Below are 15819 nucleotides of genomic sequence, written 5' to 3' on the forward strand. Positions count from 1 at the left end.
CGGCGTGGCGGCTGTGGAAAGAACCTAGCAAAGATTCAGTAGATGCGGGGGCCGATGGCCCGATTGCAGCGGCTCACATTTTCGCGCTAGTCCCGACCACAGACTTTTCCACAGAACGGTGCCCATGAGCCTCATCCTTGCCTCCACGAGCCCGATCAGGCGGGCCATGCTCGACCAGGCGGGCGTCACCTATGATGTGATGAAACCCGCGGTCGACGAGGATGTCATCAAGGCGCGCCATATGGGCGATGGCGAGACCTTGTCGGTGCGGCTAGCCGAAGCGAAGGCGCAATCGGTCGATGTCGAGGGCTATGCGATCGGCTCGGACAGCGTGGTGTCGGTCGAGGGCCGCCTCTTCGACAAACCCGCCACCCGCGAACAGGCGGCCGAGCATTTGCGCTTCTTCTCGGGCAAGGTGATGCAGTTGTCCTCCGCGGTGGCGCTCGCCAAGGGCGGCGCGGTCGACTGGATCCACGGCGAGAGCGCGCGGCTGCAGGTCCGCGACCTGTCGGACACCTTTATCGAGGAATATCTCGCCGCCGAATGGCCCGAGGTTTCCTATTGCGTCGGCGTCTTCCGGATGGAGGGGCCGGGGGTGAATTTGTTCGACAGTATCGAGGGCAGCTATTTCACCATCCTCGGCATGCCGCTCTTGCCGCTGCTCGGGGCGCTCAGGGAGCGGGGGTTGATGACGCGATGAGCGAAAAGGACCAACAGCAAGAACCGCCGCCGCTTCCCGACGGTGCATATGCCGAAGTGATCGGCGACCCGATCGAGCAGTCGAAATCGCCGCTCATCCACCGGCATTGGCTCGACGAGCTCGGGCTGGCCGCCGACTATCGGCGCGCCCGCGTCGGCAAGGACGGGCTCGAGGCCTATCTCGCCGAGAAACGCGGCGATCCCGCCTGGCTCGGCTGCAATGTCACCATGCCGGTCAAGCTCGAGGCGATCCGGATCGCCGACGAGGCGACCGACCGCGCGGTGACGACGGGCGCCGCCAACATGCTCGTGCCCCGCGATCACAAGATCATCGCGGGCAACAGCGATGTCGGCGCGGTGATGCTCATCCTTGCCAGTCTCCACGAGGCGGGACGGCCGATGGCGCGTCTCCATCTCTATGGCACGGGCGGCGCGGCGCGCGCGGTGCTCGTGGCGGCGGCCTCGCTCGGTCTGACCGGCATCGTCATCCATGCCCGCGACGTCCAGAAGGCGGTGCAGCTCGCGGTGCAGTTCGGGCTCGCCTACGAACCCGTTCCGCTCGATGTGCGTCCCGCGGGCGACGGCATCATCAATGCCACCCCGCTCGGCATGGTCGGGCATGATTGTCTCAATTGCGACGTGTCGAAACTGGTCCCCGAAGGCTGGGTCTTCGACATGGTGTCGGCGCCCGTCGAGACCGAATTGCTTCGCGCCGCGAAAAAGCGCGGGCTCGGGATCATCGACGGCATCGACATGCTCGTCGAACAGGCCGCCTCGAGCTTCGAGCTCTTCTTCGGCCAGCCGCCTCGCCGCGAGGATGACGCCGCCCTGTTCGAAAAGCTGCGTGCATGAAGAAGCTCGCCATCACCGGCTCGATCGGCATGGGCAAGTCCACCGTCGCGGCCATGTTCGAACAGCGCGGCGTCCCCGTCTTCGATGCCGATGCGGTGGTGCGCCGGTTGCAGGGGCCGGGCGGGGCGCTGGTCCCCGAGATCGAACGCATGTTCCCCGGCACCACCGGGGAGGGCGGGGTCGATCGCGATGCGCTCTCGAAAGTGGTGCTTGGCGACCCCGACAAGCTATCGCGGCTCGAGGCGCTGGTGCACCCCGCAGTCCATCATGAACGCACCCGTTTCATCCTCGAGCATGGCGACCGTCCCGCGCTCCTGTTCGACATCCCGCTGCTGTTCGAAACCGGCGGTGAGGGGCAGTTCGACGCGGTCATCACCGTGTCGGCACCCCCCGAGGTCCAGGAAAAGCGCGTGCTGGCGCGCCCCGGCATGACCCCTGAAAAATTCGCCGCCATCCGTGCCCGGCAGCTGCCCGACGCGGAAAAGCGCGCCCGCGCCGACCATGTCATCGATACGAGCGGCTCGCTCGAGGATAGCGAGCGACAAGTCGAGGCGATCCTCGCTTGCCTCGGCCTCGGCCAAGGCGCATAAGATCGGCATGCGTGAAATCGTCTTCGATACCGAAACCACGGGCCTGTCGCCCGCGGGGGGCGACCGCATGGTCGAGATCGGTTGCGTCGAACTCATCGGGCGGGTCGAGACCGGCCGCACCTTCCACGCCTATTTCAATCCCGAACGCTCGATGCCGTCCGAAGCCGAGGCGGTGCACGGCCTGTCGGAGAAATTCCTCTCGGGCCAGCCCTTGTTCCGCGACAAGGTCGAGGAACTGCTCGAGTTCATCGGCGGCGACCCGCTGGTCGCGCATAATGCCAGCTTCGACTTCGGCTTCCTCAACAACGAACTCGGCCTGTGCGCGCGCGAGGCCGTGTGCATGAGCCGCATGGTCGACACGCTGGTCATCGCGCGCGGCAAGTTTCCGGGCGCCAAGCACAGCCTCGATGCGCTGTGCGGCCGCTTCGGCGTCGACCGCTCGGCGCGCGTCAAGCATGGCGCGCTGCTCGACGCCGAACTCTTGGCGCAGGTCTATATCGAGCTGACCGGCGGGCGGCAGATCGGACTGGGGCTCGACCCCGCCGAAATCGCTTCAGAAGCGGCGCCGATCGCAGTTGCGGTCGCGGCGCCCGAACCGGCCCGCGCGGCCCGTCCACCGCGCCCGCATGCACCGACGGAACAAGAAGCCGAAGCACATCGTAATTTCATCGCCAAGATGGCCGACCCGTTGTGGAACAGCGTGGGAGTGACCAGCTAGGCAAAAGCGGAAGTCCCGCCGCGCGAACCTGGCGGGCATATAAGAGGAGGAAGCGCATGGAAATCCGTGTCGCCGGCCACCAGGTCGATACCGGAGCCGCCCTGCAGGATCATGTGGCGGATCGGATCGAGACGATGACCGAGAAGTATTTTTCGCGGGCCGTGGCCGCCAACGTGACCTTCGGACGCGCTCCTCATGACCAGTTCCGCTGCGATATCGTCGCCCCGGTGACCAATGGTCACGTCCTCAAGGCCTCGAACCGGGCCGGGGATGCGCACATCGCCTTCGAGGGCGCCGCCGACAAGATCGAACGCCAGCTCAAGCGCTATGCCGAACGGCTGCGCGAGCGCCGCTCGGAACCGATGCAGGAACTGCCGGCCGAAGCCGAATATCGCGTCCTCGAGATCGGCAATGACGACGAGACGCCGGCCAGCGACTCGCCCGCGATCGTCGCGGAGACACATACCGACATCCCCAAGGCGAGCGTCGGTGATGCGGTGATGATGCTCGACCTCAGGAACGCCAATGCGCTGATGTTCAGGAACAGCCAATCGGATGAATTGAACATGGTCTATCGGCGTGACGATGGCACCATCGGATGGGTCGAACCCGGCCGAGGCTGACAAAAGCATTTATCCGCGTTAAGGAGCCCCCCGCCAGGGAGGGCAAAAGAGTATTGTGATGAATTTGAGTGATTTCATCGACTTGTCGTCGATCCGTCTCGACGTGGCTGCCAAGGACAAGCGCGCGTTGCTCCAGCAGATGGGGCAGCTCGCGGGCCTGAAGCTCGGCATCGAGCCGGCGCGCGTCGTCGATGCGCTGATCGAGCGCGAGCGCCTCGGCAGCACCGGATTCGGTGGCGGCATCGCCATCCCGCACGGCAAGATCGCCGGGCTCGACAAGGTACACGGCCTCGTCCTCCGGCTCGACCAGCCGGTCGATTACAAGGCGATCGACAAGATGCCCGTCGACCTCCTCTTCTGCCTCCTGTCGCCGATCGACCGAGGTGCCGAGCACTTGCGCGCGCTTGCGGCGGTGAGCCGCGCGGTGCGCGACGGCGCCACCGTCGAGCGGCTGCGCGGCGCGCGCGACCGCGATGCCTTCAACGCGGTGTTGATGAGCTGCGATGAACGCACCGCTGCCTGAGGGGGCGCATCCGAGCGGGCTCGAGGCGCATCTGCGCGGGCTCGAGCAGCTTTATGCCGCCGCGCCGATCAACCACCGTTTCATCTCCAGGCTGACACTCGCCGAGGCGGGCAAGGCGCGGATCGACTTTACCGTCGAGGAACGCCACTTTCACGCCGCGGGCGCCGCGCATGGCTCGGTCTATTTCAAGATGCTCGACGATGCCGCCTTTTTCGCGGCCAACGGGCTGGTCAGTGACCGCTTCCTCCTGACCACCGCCTTCAACCTCCATTTCACCCGGCCGATGGCCGCGGGTCCCGCAGTTGCCGAGGGCACCTGGATCTCCGGCAAGCGCCGCGTCCTCGTCGCCGAAGCGCGGATCGTCGATGCCGAGGGCGAGGAATGTGCGCGCGGCACCGGCACCTTCATGCGCAGCCGCATCGCGCTGGCCGGGCTCGACGGCTACCGCAGCGAGTGACGGGCGAGCGCCTTCCCGCCGGGCTCGAAGCGCGGGCGCTGATGCGCGCGGCAGAGTCGCAGGGCGGGATGGGGATGCTGTTGCAAAAGGGTGATGAGGAGCGCGGATCGCTGCTCATCCTGCTGCTCGAGCGCGGAAACACCCGTTTTTGCCTCGGCCGCGAACTGTCCCGCTCGGGGACATATGAATGGGCCGATATCGGGCCGTCCGATTTGACCGATCCCATTGAATTGCAAGGCTTTCTGTCAAAGCGTCGTCAATATGACCCCGACCTCTGGATCGTGGAACTCGACCTGCCGGACGCCGAGTCTTTTCGGAAAGAAACCATTTTCATTTCTTGATTTTGCCATTTTTAGCGTACATTGGCGCCGGGAATTGAGCGGAGGGTGCGGCATTCAGCACGCATCACGCAGACGGGGTTGCAAGCTTTTCGGGTAGTTTTTTCGTGCGGACGCATCGGCGTCCGGCTCCCGAAACAGCAAGCGCACCGCCAGTACCGGGATAGGGATGAAAGCCAGTCTTCGAATTGCCGCCTTTGCGCTTGCGGCGACCGCGACCACCCAGGTCGCTCCCGCGCGCGACGTGCCCAACCTTGCCAGCCTGCCGGTCGTCGGCTCCGCGCTGGTCCCGGTGGTGGCACTGCCCGAGGTGACGGTCCCCGCGACCGAAGGCCTCCTCGAACAGGGCGATTTGCTGAGCGGCGACGAAGCGGCGTTCGATGCGCTGACCGCCTCCGAGGCGGATGAACTGGCCGAAACGGTCGAAGCCGAGGTTCCCCTCGACCTTCCCACCCTCGTGGCGCAGCATGCGGGCGTGAACCCGCGTAACGAGCAGATGGATTGCCTTGCGCGCGCGGTCTATTTCGAGACCCGCGGCGAACCGCTCGACGGCCAGCTCGCGGTGGCCGAGGTCATCCTCAACCGCGCCGACCATCATCGTTTTCCCGACAGCTATTGCGCGGTGATCAAGCAGCACCGCCAGTTCAGCTTCGTGCGCGGTGGCCGCATCCCGCAGCCCAACCGCGACAGCCGTGCCTGGCGCACCGCGGTGGCGGTGGCGCGCATCGCCGATGCGGGCCATGCAGGTACCGAGATGGGCGAGGCGCTTTTCTTCCATGCCAATTATGTCAGCCCGCGTTGGCGGCTGAAGCGCATGGGCGCCATCGGCAACCACATCTTCTACCAGTATCACTAGGCACTGAAGCGCAGGAGGCGACCAGATGGTCGCCTTTTGTTCTCATGGCGGCTAGGATGACCGTCATGGACTGCCTTTCCGATTCGCCGCCTGTCGCGCTCGACGTGGCGCGCGGGGTGACGCGGCTTTTCGCCCGGGCCTCGACCTTCATGATCTGCGAAGTGCCGCTGCCCAACGGACGGCGTGCCGACCTCATGGGGCTCGATTCGAAGGGCAAGCTGGTGATCGTCGAGGTGAAGGTGGCCAGGGCCGACCTCACCACCGACGCAAAGTGGCGCGACTATCTCGACTATTGCGACCGCTTCTACTGGGCAGTGACGCCCGACCTCGCCGCCATCTGCGATGGCGAGGATTATCTCCCCGACCTGTCGGGGCTGATCGTCGCCGACCGTTATGACGCGGCGATCCGGCGCGAGGCGGCGGAGGATGCACTGGCACCGGCGCGGCGCAAGGCCGAGACGGCCCGCTTCGCGCGGCGCGCGGCGCGGCGGTTGGCAGCGGGGCTCGACCCCAGCCTCGGCGACGAACGCTAGGGCGTCAGCGCAGGATGGGGCCGAACTGCAGGCCCTCTTCTTCCTTTTCTTCCTCGGACTTGCGCTCGGCTGCCTCGATCATCGCGAGGATGTCGGGATTGCGACTGTCGCGGCGCGCATAGTCGCGCGCACTGAGGCCGGCCGAACTGTCGGCGATGTCGGCATCCGCGCCGCGCTCGAGCAGCGCTTCGATGATCGGCTTGTTGCGCAGGCGCACCGCCAGCGTCAGCGCGGTCTCGCCGGCGCGATTGGTGGCGTTGGGGCGGGCGCGGGCACGCAGGAGGGCCTCGACGCTCTTCAGGTCCTGTCGCTCGGTCGCGATCATCAGCGGGGGCATCCCGTCACCGCGCTTGATATTGGCATCGGCGCCGCGCTGCAGCAGCAGGCTGGTCCAGCCCGGCCGCTTGTTGTCGAGCGCGACATGGAGCGCGGTCTCGCCGGTCACGCTGCGATAGTTGATCGAGCGGAAATCGTTGTTGTCGAGCAGTTCGAACGCCTTGCCGGTGTCGGCCTTGCGCACCGCCGAAACGAAGCTTTCGCCGTCCGACAGACCCTGCGCCGAAGCAACGGCGGGGGTAGCGAGAAGGGCGAGGCCGGCCATCGCGGCGAAGAGCGTACGGGACATGGGAACAACCACCTTTTCGACTTGAAGATGCGGGCGTCGCCGCCCAAGGTCGCGCCAATGAATAGCAAAAAACCCTTCTGGGAAAAGCCCTTGCGCGAACTCGACGCCGGACAGTGGGAAGCGCTGTGCGACGGGTGCGGGCGCTGCTGCCTGCACAAGGCGGAGGACGCCGACACCGGGGCCTATTATGCGACCAACGTGGCGTGCCGCCTGCTCGACACCGAAACGGGGCGCTGCACCGACTATGGCGACCGCAAGGCCCATGTGCCCGACTGCCTCCAGCTGACCGCCGAGGCGGTGCCCGAGACGCGCTGGCTGCCGACGACCTGCGCCTATCGCCTGCGCGCCGAGGGCAAGCCGCTGCCGGCGTGGCACTATCTGATCAGCGGCGATCCCGAAGCGGTGCACCGCGCGGGCGAATCGACACGCGGCTGGACTGTCAGCGAGGACGAGGCCGGCGATATCGAACATCATCTCGTCGACCGTGCCCTCTGAGGCGCTGATCGACACGCTCGACCCGCCGATCGCGGTCGATCTCGTCCGCCACGCGCGGGCGCGGCGTTTCTCGCTCCGCTATGACGCGGCGCGGGACCGCGTGCGGCTGGTGCTCCCGAAACGGGGATCGGCACGTGCGGCGCTGGCCTGGGCGAGCGGCGAGGCGGGCTGGATCGAGCGGCAGCGCGCGGGGCGGCCCGAGGCCCGATCCTTCGCACCGGAAACGACCATCCCCTTTCGCGGCGAGGAATTGCTCCTGCGCCACGCACCCGATGCGCCGCGCCGCCCAGTCCTCGACGATGGTGCGCTGCTGGTTGGCGGGCCTGCCGACGGCTTCGCGCGGCGGGTCGAAACCTTCCTGCGCGAGGAAGCGCGGCGGCTGCTGTCGGACGATGTCGCTTATTATGCCGGAAAGGCGGGCGTCCGTGTCAGCAGTGTGTCGGTCGGCGATGCGAAAAGCCGCTGGGGCAGTTGTTCGGCCAGTGGGAGCATCCGTTTCTCGTGGCGGCTGGTGCTCGTGCCCGATCCGCTACGCCGCTATGTCGCCGCGCATGAGGTCGCGCACCGCATCCACATGGATCACTCGCCCGCTTTCCACGCGGTGCAGGACGCCATTTACGAAGGTGATGCCAAGGCCGCGCGCGCGGCGCTGCGGGCGCTAGCGCCGGGGTTGCGGCTGGTCGGGGCCTGAGGGCTCGGGCGGCGGGGCCAGCGGCTCGACCCTGATCACATCCATATTGTCGCGCGGCTGGGCCGGCTGGCGCGGCGGCTGGGGGCGCTGTGGCTGTTGGCCCGGGCGGGCGAGCGGATCCTCGCGCTCGCCGTCGCGGCGCAGCACGTCGTCGAGCCAATCCTCGTCGACCGGGGCGAGCGCATCGTCGTTCGGAAGCGGCGCGAGCGGGTCGGTCTCGACCGGCATGCCGTAGGGATCGAGCAGCGGATCGCCCTCCATCCACGCTTCCTCGTCGGGCTCGAGCTGCCAGTCGGGCAGTTCGCCGGGAATGTCGAAGGATTCGACCGGACGGTTGGCGACGGCCTTCGACATGAAGTCGCGGAAGGCGCGCGCGGGCGCGGTGCCGCCTTGCAGGCCGCTGACCGGACGGTTGTCGTCATTGCCCATCCACACGCCGGTGGTGAGCCCCGAGGAGAAGCCGATGAACCAGCCGTCGCGGTTGGACTGGGTGGTGCCCGTCTTGCCCGCCGTCGGGCGGCCGAGATTGGCGGCGCGGCCGGTGCCGCTCATCACGCCGGTCTGGAGAAGATCGGTCATGTCCTGCGCGACCCAGGGCGCGACAAGGACGCGCGGCGCGGCGGGCTCGTGGCTGTAGAGCAGGCGGCCATCGGCGGTGACGACCTTGCGGATCGCATAGGGCGGCAGCGAGACGCCGCCGCGCGCCACGTTGGCATAGGCGCGGGTCATGTCGATGAGCCGCACCTCGTTGGTGCCGAGCACCATCGAGGGATAGGGGTCGATGCGGTCCGAGACGCCGAAGCGGTTGGCCATGGAGGCGATGGTGCCGAAGCCCATTTCCTGCCCGATCTGCGCGCTGATCGTGTTGACCGAACGGGCAAAGGCCTCGCGCAGCGTGATGGCGCCGAGATAGGTACGGTTCGAATTGCGCGGGCTCCAGTCGCCGATGGTGACCGGCTCGTCCATGACCATGTCGTCGGGCCGCAGCCCGCGTTCGAGCGCGGTCAGGTAGACGAACAGCTTGAAGGAGGAGCCGGGCTGGCGCTTGGCCACGGTGGCGCGGTTGTAGATCGAATCGACATAGTCCTTGCCGCCGATGAGCGCGCGCACCGCGCCGTCGCGGTCGATGGCGACGAGTGCGCCCTGTGCGCCGCCGGGGGCATGGGCATTGATCGAGTCCGACGCCCACTGCTGCATCTTGGGATCGAGCGTGGTGTAGACGTCGATCGCATCGGAGGTCTCGCGAATGAGCGTATCAAGCTGCGGCAGCGCCCAGTCGACGAAATAGCGCGAGGCGTTGCCGCCCGTGGGCTTCTCGATCTTGATCTCGGCGGGGTCGACCATCGCGGCTTCCTGCGCCGAGACGAAGCCGTAGCGGACCATCGAATCGAGGACGACGCCGGCGCGGCCGCGCGCGGCCTCGGGGTCGGCGGTCGGCGAATAGTTGGACGGCGCCTTGACGAGGCCGGCGATGATGGTCGCCTCGCCGAGGCTCATGTCGGTCGCGGGATGACCGAAGAAGGTGTTGGAGGCGGCATCGATCCCATAGGCGCCGCCGCCGAAATAGACACGGTTGAGGTAGAGCTCGAGGATCTGGTCTTTCGAGAATTTCTGTTCGAGCGCGAGCGCGATGACGCCCTCGCGCGCCTTACGCACGAAGTTGCGGTCGGGCGTGAGGAAGATGTTGCGCGCGACCTGCTGGGTGATCGTGGAGACGCCGCGCGCGCCGCCGAAGCCGTCACCCGCCTTCAGCGAGACCCACATGCCGCGTGCGATGCCGATCGGGTCGACACCGGGGTGCGAGCGGAAGCGGCGATCCTCGACCGCGACCATCGCTTCCTTCATCACGCCCGGGATCTGCTCGTAATCGAGCCATCGACCGAAGCTCGGTCCCATCGAGACGAGGATGCTGTCGTCGGCGGCGCGGACGCGGATCGTCTGGCCGAGGTCGCCGCGCGTGCGCAGTTCCTCGTAGCTCGGAAGCGACTGGTAGGCGATGAAAACGGCGATGCCGAGCGCGAGGACGCCGAGGGCGGCTAGCGCGGCACCCCACTTGGCGATGCGGAAGGCGATTTTCCGGACAGTCATTGGGCCTCGGGAGTAAGACGGGCTGCGACGCGGGGCAAGCGGCTAGTCGTCAGTCCTCGCCTTCGGGCTCGAAATCGAGGCTCGCGGAATTGACGCAGTAGCGCAGCCCCGTCGGACCAGGGCCGTCGGGAAACACATGCCCTAGATGCCCGCCACAGGCTGAACAGCGGATTTCCACGCGCTCCATTCCGTGCGAGCTGTCCGACCGTTCGTCGATCTTGTCGGCACCCGCTGGGGCAGTGAAGCTGGGCCAGCCCGAGCCGGAATCATATTTGCTCCCGGCTTCGAACAGTTTTTCCCCGCAGGCAGCGCAGCGGAAGGTGCCGGGGCGTTTCTCGTCGTTGAGCGCACCAGAGAAAGGGGGCTCGGTCCCGCCCTCGCGCAGGATGCGATATTGTTCGGGGCTGAGCCGGTCACGCCATTCGGCGTCGGTAAGATGCTTGTCGGCCATGATGTCCAAACCTCCCAGCCACTGGCTTTGTTGCCCGAATTGTCGGGGCGAGCGTCAAGGCGTATCATGCCGGGCAGGAAAACGGCAGGAGGCGGTGCGTGTATACGATCCTCGTCCATGTGGTCGGCGACCGGTTGCTGACGCTGCGGCTCGAGACCGCGCTCGCGGCGGCCCGCGCCATCGATGGGCACCTGCGCTGCCTCCACGCCTCACCCACCCACGCCTTCGGGGTGGTCGACAGTTTCGGCGCGGTCCATGTGACGCCGAGCATCCTTGCCACGCTCGCCGATGCCGAACGGGCGACCCGCGAGGCGGTCGAGGCCGAACTCGGCAACGAGGACGTGAGCTGGGAATATCTCCACCTCGAGGCGACCCGGGTACGCAGCCTCGCCGCCCATGCCACGCTCGCCGACTTCCTCGTGGTGGCGCGCGATCCGGTGGGCAAGGCGGGAGAGAACCGCTCGATCGGCACCGTCGCCCATCTCCTCATGCACAGCAGTGCGCCAATGCTGGTGCCGTGCGAAGCGGGACCGCGCTTCGACCCGTTCGAGCCGGTCGTGATCGGCTGGAACGGCAGTCGCGAGGCCGCCAATGCGGTGCGCGGGGCGCTGCCGCTCCTGCGCCTGTCGGCCCGAGTGGTGGTGGTGTCGGGACGCTCGGCGACCGACCGCGAGGAGGCGGATTTTCCCGCCACCGACCTGCTTGAATATCTGTCGCGGCACGGCATCACCGCCGACTATCGCGAACAGCGGGTGCACAATGAGGCAGTGCCCGACCTCCTGCGCGACCAGGTCGCCAATGTCGGCGCGCGGCTGCTGGTCATCGGCGGCTACGGCCACCGCCGCCTGTCGGAATATATGTTCGGCGGGGTGACGCGCAGCCTCCTGCGCTCGAGCCCCGTGGCGCTGCTCGTCGCGCATTGAGGCGTCAGAAGGTGCCGAGCGGGCCGAGGTCGAGGACGATGCGGCCCGCGATGCTCGCGGTGAGCAGGACAAGGAGCCCGACCCAGATCGACAGGATGCCGCCCGTCAGTCGCCAGTTCTTGGGCGGGAGGCCCTGGAGGAGGAAGGTGAGGATCCCCGCCACGTTCACGCAGGTGAGATTGACGGCGAAAAGGAAGATCGCGCTCGCCCCCGCTGCTGCATAGCCCGCCCCGGCATAGAGCCCCGCAGCGGCCAGCGGCGGCACCAGCGCGACCGCGATCATCACCCCCACCAGCGCCAGTGAAGCGCCCTGGCTGAAGGCGAGCACGCCCGCCGCCCCGCAGGCGAGCGCGAGCGCGACGTCGGCAGGCTGGACGAGGGTGCGGTTGAGAAGCTCGGGGGTGAAGGGATCGAAACTGACGAATTGCGCGACGAGGACGCCGGCGAGTATGGCGCAGAGCGAACCGGCGGCGAGCGTCGTCGCCGCCCGCCGCCCGATACGGGCATTGCCAACGGTGGCGGCGAGCGCGAGCCCGAGGGTGGGGCCGAGCAGCGGGGCGATGACCATCGCGCCGATGACCACCGCGGTCTGGCTCGAGCGCATGCCGAGCGCGGCGATGATCGCCGACAGGGTTACGGTCAGCAGGTAGGCGGGGCGCAGCCGCAGGCTCTCGCGAATGTCGGCGTAGAGCTCGTCGGTGCTGAGCCGGTCGCGGCTGAAGAAGCGCTCGAGCGCGGTCGGCGGGCGCAGGTCGGGATCGAGCGGGAGCGCGCTGGCGGCATTTTCCTCGACCGAGGGCAACACTGCCTCGAGCCGCGCTACATGGGCGGTGAAGTCGGGCAGCGCGCCGAAGCGCGCCTCGAGCTCGTCGAGAAGGCGCTCGGTATAACGCTGCTGGACGATGCAGCTGTATTTCTCGAGGGGGCCGGGGACGACCTCGCGCCAGAAGCGGCGGCTGTGCCGCGCGAGCACGGCTTCGAGCGCGGGCGCCTCGGCTTCGGGCAGGTAGATCTCGACGATGCGTGCCGTCATCGCTTCCCCTTCGCGGGGCAAGGATAAGCGCGGGGGCGGCAAAAAGCCATCATACCCCGATCGGCAGCTTTGGGAGGAAAATGGTGCGGTCGAGAAGACTCGAACTTCCACGGCCTTTCGGCCACAACGACCTCAACGTTGCGCGTCTACCAGTTCCGCCACGACCGCACCCGGAGCATCGCGGATCGAAGCGATCCACGCTGGTAAGGCGCGCCCTCTAACAGGCGAATCGCACCCGTGCAAGGACGAATTGCGCGCTATTTCGCGAAGGTCACGACGAGGTCGCGCGCGCTCGGCGGAATGTCGGCCTCGGCGCTGTTGAAACTGGCGCTTTCGCCGGGGTCGAGCTGCTCGGCGGGGGGCGGGATCGTCCAGCTGGCGACGACCGCGCCGGCCTCGTCGACGAGCTCGACGCGGATTGGCGGCACGTCCTGTTGTTCGGTCGAGCTGTTCACGACCCGCCCGCCGAAGGAAAGGAAGTCGTTGCCGCTCTCGAGCTTCTCGCGGCTCTGGCTCGTGAGGATGAGGTCGAGCGGGGTCTCGCTCGCCGGCGCGGCGGCGGTGAGGCCGAGCTGGTCCTTCCACTGCGGCGGCGCGAACACCGCGGCGGCGGCGACGAGCGCGGCGAGCAGGGCGACGAGCAGGAACAGCCAGATCCAGCGGCGGTTTTTCGCCTCGGGCTCGTCCGCATCCTCGATACCGGTGAAGCCGATGTCGTGGATCTCGGGTTCATGGTCGAAGGGGTCGCCGACATGTTGCTCGGCGATCGCTTCTTCCTGGTGGGCGGCCTGTTCCTCGGCCTCGGCGCGCACCTCGGGCTCGACCGGCTCGTCATGGAGGACGGGCTCGGGCTCGGGAACGGGGGGCGGCGGCGCGACCTCGCTTTCCTCGGGGACCGGCGGCGTTTCGACCGGCGCAGCGGTCTCGGGCTCGGTGACGGGCGGCGGGGGCGGCGGCGACGCGACCGGCTCGGGCGCGGGCACCGCGTCGGCGGGCGCCTCTTCGGGTTCGGCGTGCCATTTGTGGCCGCAATTGGCGCAGCGCACGGTGCGCCCTTCGGGGGGGATGGCCCCCGCTTTGACATTGTAGCGCGTCGCGCAGGCGGGACAGGTGAGGATCATGGTTTCCCTACTCGACTTTTAACGCACAAAGCGCAACATGGCGCGGATGGCAAGTTTTGGCGGTTATCGGGGGAGTCGGGTCGTTGGTGCGGCGCGGCGAAAGGAGCGCGGGCAATGATCGCCGCCTTCGACCATGTGGGGCTGCGCTATGGCACCGGCGCCGAAGTTCTCCACGACCTCGACTTCAAGCTCGCCAAGGGCGGCTTCTACTATCTCACCGGACCCTCGGGGGCGGGCAAGACCTCGCTCCTCAAGCTCCTCTACCTGGCGCAGAAACCGACGCGCGGGCGGCTGATGCTGTTCGACGAGGATATCATGGACCTGCCCCGCAGCGCGTTGCCCGCGCTCAGGCGGCGGATCGGCATCGTTTACCAGGACTTCCGGCTGGTCAACGAGCTGTCGGCCTATGACAATGTCGCGCTCCCGCTCCGGATCATGGGTCATGACGAGGAGGAAATCGCCGGGCCGGTCGGCGAGATGCTCGACTGGGTCGGCCTGTCGGACCGCGCCGGCGCCCGCCCGCCGACGCTGTCGGGGGGCGAACAGCAGCGCGTCGCCATTGCCCGCGCGGTGATCGGCAAGCCCGACCTCCTCGTGGCCGACGAGCCGACCGGCAATGTCGATGCCGAGATGGCCGGACGCCTCCTGTCGCTGTTCAGCGGATTGAACCGGCTCGGCACGACGGTCTTCGTCGCCACCCACGACCTGTCGCTCGTCAAGCAGACGCCGGGCGCCACGCTGTTGCGGCTCGACAAGGGCACGCTGAAGGATCCGACGGGGGCGCTCAGGAACCCGCCGCGGCGGGAGGCGCCCTAGATGGCACGCGAGACCAACCTCCTTCCCGGCACGCGCGGCAAGGGCACCGGCGCGACCGGCTATCTCCTCGCCATCATGCTGTTCGTGATGACCGTGACGGGCGCGGCAGGGCTCGCCCTGTTCAACGGCAGCCGCATGGTCGAGCAGGCGAGCGCGGGCGATTTCGTCGTCCAACTGCCGGGCGGCGCGGGGCAGGCGGCCGAGCTCGAAAGCTTCATCGCGGCGCAGGAGGGCGTGCGCTCGGCGCAGGCCGTGCCGCAGGCCGAGGTCGACGCGCTGCTCGAACAATGGCTCGGTCCTGCTGCCGAGGATGCCGACCTGCCGCTGCCCGCGCTGGTCGAGGTCGAGATGGCGGGCGACGGGGCATCACTCGCCCAAGCACTGGCCGAGGAATATCCGGAAGCGGGGCTGGCCGCGCAGGCGGAAACGCTGGGGCCGCTGCTAAACGCGCTCGAGGCCGTGGCGCTGGCGGGGCTCGGCCTCGTGCTGGCGATCGCGCTGGCCACCGCCGCGGCGGTAGTGCTCGCCACCCGTGCGGCGCTGGCAGCCAACCGCTCGACGATCGGCACCCTGCACGGCATGGGCGCGACCGACGGGCAGGTGGCGCGCCAGTTCGACCGCCGTATCGCCCGCGAGGCGCTGGTCGGCGGCACGCTCGGCACGCTGCTCGCCATCCTCCTCCTCTTCGCCATCTCGCGGACGGGGGGCGAGAGCCTCTCCTTCCTCGTCGGCGGGGCGCGGCTGGTCGGCTGGGGCGAGTTCGCCCTGCTCCTGCTCCTCGCGCCGATCGCGGCGGCCATCGCATATGTGGTTGCGCGCGCGACGATCCTGCGCGATCTCAAGCGCGAACCATGATCCTGCGTCTCTTCTCTTTCGTCGTCGCGCTCTACGCGCTCGGTTTCATCCTCTTCGCGGTGAGCCTCGGCCAACCCGCGCCCGGCGAGGCCAGCGCGCAGGCCGCAGTCGTGCTGACCGGCGGCAGCGGGCGGATCGAACAGGGCATCGAGCGGCTCGAGGAGAAACGCGCCGACAGGTTGCTGATCGCCGGCGCGGACCCGCTGGTGACACAGGCCGACCTCGTCGAGGTGACCGGCGGGCGCGAGCGCCTGTTCGACTGCTGCATCACAATCGGGTCGGAATCGGTCGACACGCGGACCAACGCCGAGGAGGCCAAGGCGTGGATCGATGCGGGTGGTTATGACGAGATCATGCTGGTGACGAGCGACTGGCACATGCGCCGCGCCGCCTTCGAATTCCGCGAAACGCTAGGCGATGACGTCACGGTGATCGAGGATGCGGTGCGGACCGAACCCACGCTGCTCACGCTGTTCGGCGAATATAACAAATATGTGCTGCGCCGCGTCGGCCTGCTGGTGGGGCTCTAGGG

At 67.8% G+C, this 15819-nt stretch carries 21 protein-coding genes and 1 tRNA gene; 16 read left to right on the top strand and 6 right to left on the bottom strand.

Annotation, left to right across the window (positions count from 1 at the left end; all coding sequences use genetic code 11):
• Positions 1-124 precede the first annotated feature (124 nt).
• The 10 genes from NUW81_RS07755 to NUW81_RS07800 all read left to right on the top strand — a co-directional run bounded on the left by NUW81_RS07755 (position 125) and on the right by NUW81_RS07800 (position 6189).
• A complete protein-coding gene (locus tag NUW81_RS07755) occupies positions 125-700 on the top strand; it encodes a Maf family protein (protein WP_245112125.1) in 576 nt (191 codons plus the stop codon).
• Positions 697-1551, top strand: a complete 855-nt coding sequence (locus NUW81_RS07760; protein ID WP_245112127.1) for a shikimate dehydrogenase family protein — start codon at positions 697-699, stop codon at positions 1549-1551. Before NUW81_RS07755 ends, NUW81_RS07760 begins: the two co-directional genes overlap by 4 nt.
• Positions 1548-2141, top strand: a complete 594-nt coding sequence (coaE, locus tag NUW81_RS07765) for a dephospho-CoA kinase (protein ID WP_245112130.1) — start codon at positions 1548-1550, stop codon at positions 2139-2141. The genes NUW81_RS07760 and coaE overlap by 4 nt, the downstream gene beginning before the upstream one ends.
• A 7-nt stretch (positions 2142-2148) precedes the next feature.
• Positions 2149-2859, top strand: coding sequence for a DNA polymerase III subunit epsilon (dnaQ, locus tag NUW81_RS07770; RefSeq protein ID WP_245112132.1), 711 nt, complete (start codon positions 2149-2151; stop codon positions 2857-2859).
• A 56-nt stretch (positions 2860-2915) separates the two neighbouring features.
• Entirely contained in the window at positions 2916-3482 is a 567-nt protein-coding gene (gene hpf, locus NUW81_RS07775) for a ribosome hibernation-promoting factor, HPF/YfiA family (protein ID WP_245112135.1), read from the top strand.
• Between the two features lie 58 nt (positions 3483-3540).
• Entirely contained in the window at positions 3541-4005 is a 465-nt protein-coding gene (locus NUW81_RS07780; protein WP_245112139.1) for a PTS sugar transporter subunit IIA, read from the top strand.
• A complete protein-coding gene (locus NUW81_RS07785; RefSeq protein WP_245112140.1) occupies positions 3986-4462 on the top strand; it encodes a PaaI family thioesterase in 477 nt (158 codons plus the stop codon). The genes NUW81_RS07780 and NUW81_RS07785 overlap by 20 nt, the downstream gene beginning before the upstream one ends.
• Positions 4459-4803 (top strand): DUF1491 family protein, encoded by a 345-nt coding sequence (locus NUW81_RS07790; protein ID WP_245112141.1) that lies wholly within the window; start codon positions 4459-4461, stop codon positions 4801-4803. The genes NUW81_RS07785 and NUW81_RS07790 overlap by 4 nt, the downstream gene beginning before the upstream one ends.
• A gap of 166 nt (positions 4804-4969) precedes the next feature.
• Positions 4970-5656 (top strand): cell wall hydrolase, encoded by a 687-nt coding sequence (locus tag NUW81_RS07795; RefSeq protein ID WP_245112142.1) that lies wholly within the window; start codon positions 4970-4972, stop codon positions 5654-5656.
• 65 nt (positions 5657-5721) lie between these two features.
• A complete protein-coding gene (locus NUW81_RS07800) occupies positions 5722-6189 on the top strand; it encodes an MmcB family DNA repair protein (protein ID WP_280638881.1) in 468 nt (155 codons plus the stop codon).
• A 4-nt stretch (positions 6190-6193) separates the two neighbouring features.
• Here NUW81_RS07800 and NUW81_RS07805 read toward each other — a convergent pair whose 3' ends face one another.
• The gene (locus tag NUW81_RS07805; protein WP_245112144.1) at positions 6194-6814 is read right to left on the bottom strand and encodes an ankyrin repeat domain-containing protein; all 621 of its coding nucleotides are present in this window, start codon (positions 6812-6814) and stop codon (positions 6194-6196) included.
• Between the two features lie 57 nt (positions 6815-6871).
• On the opposite strand from NUW81_RS07805, the gene NUW81_RS07810 reads away from it, so the two are divergent.
• The gene (locus NUW81_RS07810; RefSeq protein WP_245112145.1) at positions 6872-7309 is read left to right on the top strand and encodes a YcgN family cysteine cluster protein; all 438 of its coding nucleotides are present in this window, start codon (positions 6872-6874) and stop codon (positions 7307-7309) included.
• On the top strand, positions 7299-8000 hold the full coding sequence (locus NUW81_RS07815; RefSeq protein ID WP_245112148.1) for a M48 family metallopeptidase: 702 nt from the start codon (positions 7299-7301) through the stop codon (positions 7998-8000). Before NUW81_RS07810 ends, NUW81_RS07815 begins: the two co-directional genes overlap by 11 nt.
• Here NUW81_RS07815 and NUW81_RS07820 read toward each other — a convergent pair.
• Together NUW81_RS07820 and msrB are read right to left on the bottom strand one after the other, a co-directional pair.
• Positions 7968-10088, bottom strand: coding sequence for a transglycosylase domain-containing protein (locus NUW81_RS07820; protein ID WP_245112151.1), 2121 nt, complete (start codon positions 10086-10088; stop codon positions 7968-7970). The two genes, NUW81_RS07815 and NUW81_RS07820, sit on opposite strands and share 33 nt — an antisense overlap.
• A gap of 49 nt (positions 10089-10137) precedes the next feature.
• The gene (msrB, locus tag NUW81_RS07825) at positions 10138-10539 is read right to left on the bottom strand and encodes a peptide-methionine (R)-S-oxide reductase MsrB (protein WP_245112152.1); all 402 of its coding nucleotides are present in this window, start codon (positions 10537-10539) and stop codon (positions 10138-10140) included.
• A gap of 98 nt (positions 10540-10637) precedes the next feature.
• Between msrB and NUW81_RS07830 the strand changes: the two genes are divergently transcribed.
• On the top strand, positions 10638-11462 hold the full coding sequence (locus NUW81_RS07830) for a universal stress protein (protein WP_245112153.1): 825 nt from the start codon (positions 10638-10640) through the stop codon (positions 11460-11462).
• 4 nt (positions 11463-11466) lie between these two features.
• Here the strand turns inward: NUW81_RS07830 and NUW81_RS07835 are convergent, their stop codons facing one another.
• The 3 genes from NUW81_RS07835 to NUW81_RS07845 all read right to left on the bottom strand — a co-directional run bounded on the left by NUW81_RS07835 (position 11467) and on the right by NUW81_RS07845 (position 13616).
• Positions 11467-12495 carry a TIGR00341 family protein gene (locus NUW81_RS07835; protein ID WP_245112154.1) on the bottom strand — a complete coding sequence of 343 codons (1029 nt, stop codon included), beginning with the start codon at positions 12493-12495 and terminating at the stop codon, positions 11467-11469.
• 81 nt (positions 12496-12576) lie between these two features.
• Positions 12577-12663 (bottom strand) — tRNA-Leu (locus NUW81_RS07840).
• A gap of 89 nt (positions 12664-12752) precedes the next feature.
• Positions 12753-13616: a zinc-ribbon domain-containing protein gene (locus NUW81_RS07845; RefSeq protein ID WP_245112155.1), complete on the bottom strand. Its 864-nt coding sequence runs from the start codon at positions 13614-13616 to the stop codon at positions 12753-12755.
• 114 nt (positions 13617-13730) lie between these two features.
• On the opposite strand from NUW81_RS07845, the gene ftsE reads away from it, so the two are divergent.
• From ftsE to NUW81_RS07860, 3 genes are read left to right on the top strand one after another with little or no spacing between them, the layout of a single operon-like run.
• Entirely contained in the window at positions 13731-14432 is a 702-nt protein-coding gene (ftsE, locus tag NUW81_RS07850) for a cell division ATP-binding protein FtsE (RefSeq protein WP_245112156.1), read from the top strand.
• Positions 14433-15287 (top strand): cell division protein FtsX, encoded by an 855-nt coding sequence (locus NUW81_RS07855; RefSeq protein ID WP_245112158.1) that lies wholly within the window; start codon positions 14433-14435, stop codon positions 15285-15287.
• Complete coding sequence (locus NUW81_RS07860) at positions 15284-15817, top strand: YdcF family protein (protein WP_245112161.1); 534 nt, start codon at positions 15284-15286, stop codon at positions 15815-15817. The genes NUW81_RS07855 and NUW81_RS07860 overlap by 4 nt, the downstream gene beginning before the upstream one ends.
• Positions 15818-15819 lie beyond the last annotated feature (2 nt).

Source organism: Sphingomicrobium aestuariivivum, assembly GCF_024721585.1.
Lineage (GTDB): Bacteria > Pseudomonadota > Alphaproteobacteria > Sphingomonadales > Sphingomonadaceae > Sphingomicrobium > Sphingomicrobium aestuariivivum.

Bases quoted from the DNA above. Each gene is read 5' to 3' on its own strand.
- ftsE (WP_245112156.1), top strand. From the start codon at position 13,731: ATGATCGCCGCCTTCGACCATGTGGGGCTGCGCTATGGCACCGGCGCC.
- NUW81_RS07785 (WP_245112140.1), top strand. From the start codon at position 3,986: ATGAACGCACCGCTGCCTGAGGGGGCGCATCCGAGCGGGCTCGAGGCG.
- NUW81_RS07760 (WP_245112127.1), top strand. From the start codon at position 697: ATGAGCGAAAAGGACCAACAGCAAGAACCGCCGCCGCTTCCCGACGGT.
- NUW81_RS07820 (WP_245112151.1), bottom strand. From the start codon at position 10,088: ATGACTGTCCGGAAAATCGCCTTCCGCATCGCCAAGTGGGGTGCCGCG.
- NUW81_RS07795 (WP_245112142.1), top strand. From the start codon at position 4,970: ATGAAAGCCAGTCTTCGAATTGCCGCCTTTGCGCTTGCGGCGACCGCG.
- NUW81_RS07855 (WP_245112158.1), top strand. From the start codon at position 14,433: ATGGCACGCGAGACCAACCTCCTTCCCGGCACGCGCGGCAAGGGCACC.
- coaE (WP_245112130.1), top strand. From the start codon at position 1,548: ATGAAGAAGCTCGCCATCACCGGCTCGATCGGCATGGGCAAGTCCACC.
- NUW81_RS07845 (WP_245112155.1), bottom strand. From the start codon at position 13,616: ATGATCCTCACCTGTCCCGCCTGCGCGACGCGCTACAATGTCAAAGCG.
- NUW81_RS07805 (WP_245112144.1), bottom strand. From the start codon at position 6,814: ATGTCCCGTACGCTCTTCGCCGCGATGGCCGGCCTCGCCCTTCTCGCT.
- NUW81_RS07780 (WP_245112139.1), top strand. From the start codon at position 3,541: ATGAATTTGAGTGATTTCATCGACTTGTCGTCGATCCGTCTCGACGTG.
- NUW81_RS07755 (WP_245112125.1), top strand. From the start codon at position 125: ATGAGCCTCATCCTTGCCTCCACGAGCCCGATCAGGCGGGCCATGCTC.
- dnaQ (WP_245112132.1), top strand. From the start codon at position 2,149: ATGCGTGAAATCGTCTTCGATACCGAAACCACGGGCCTGTCGCCCGCG.
- hpf (WP_245112135.1), top strand. From the start codon at position 2,916: ATGGAAATCCGTGTCGCCGGCCACCAGGTCGATACCGGAGCCGCCCTG.
- msrB (WP_245112152.1), bottom strand. From the start codon at position 10,539: ATGGCCGACAAGCATCTTACCGACGCCGAATGGCGTGACCGGCTCAGC.
- NUW81_RS07835 (WP_245112154.1), bottom strand. From the start codon at position 12,495: ATGACGGCACGCATCGTCGAGATCTACCTGCCCGAAGCCGAGGCGCCC.
- NUW81_RS07800 (WP_280638881.1), top strand. From the start codon at position 5,722: ATGGACTGCCTTTCCGATTCGCCGCCTGTCGCGCTCGACGTGGCGCGC.
- NUW81_RS07810 (WP_245112145.1), top strand. From the start codon at position 6,872: ATGAATAGCAAAAAACCCTTCTGGGAAAAGCCCTTGCGCGAACTCGAC.
- NUW81_RS07860 (WP_245112161.1), top strand. From the start codon at position 15,284: ATGATCCTGCGTCTCTTCTCTTTCGTCGTCGCGCTCTACGCGCTCGGT.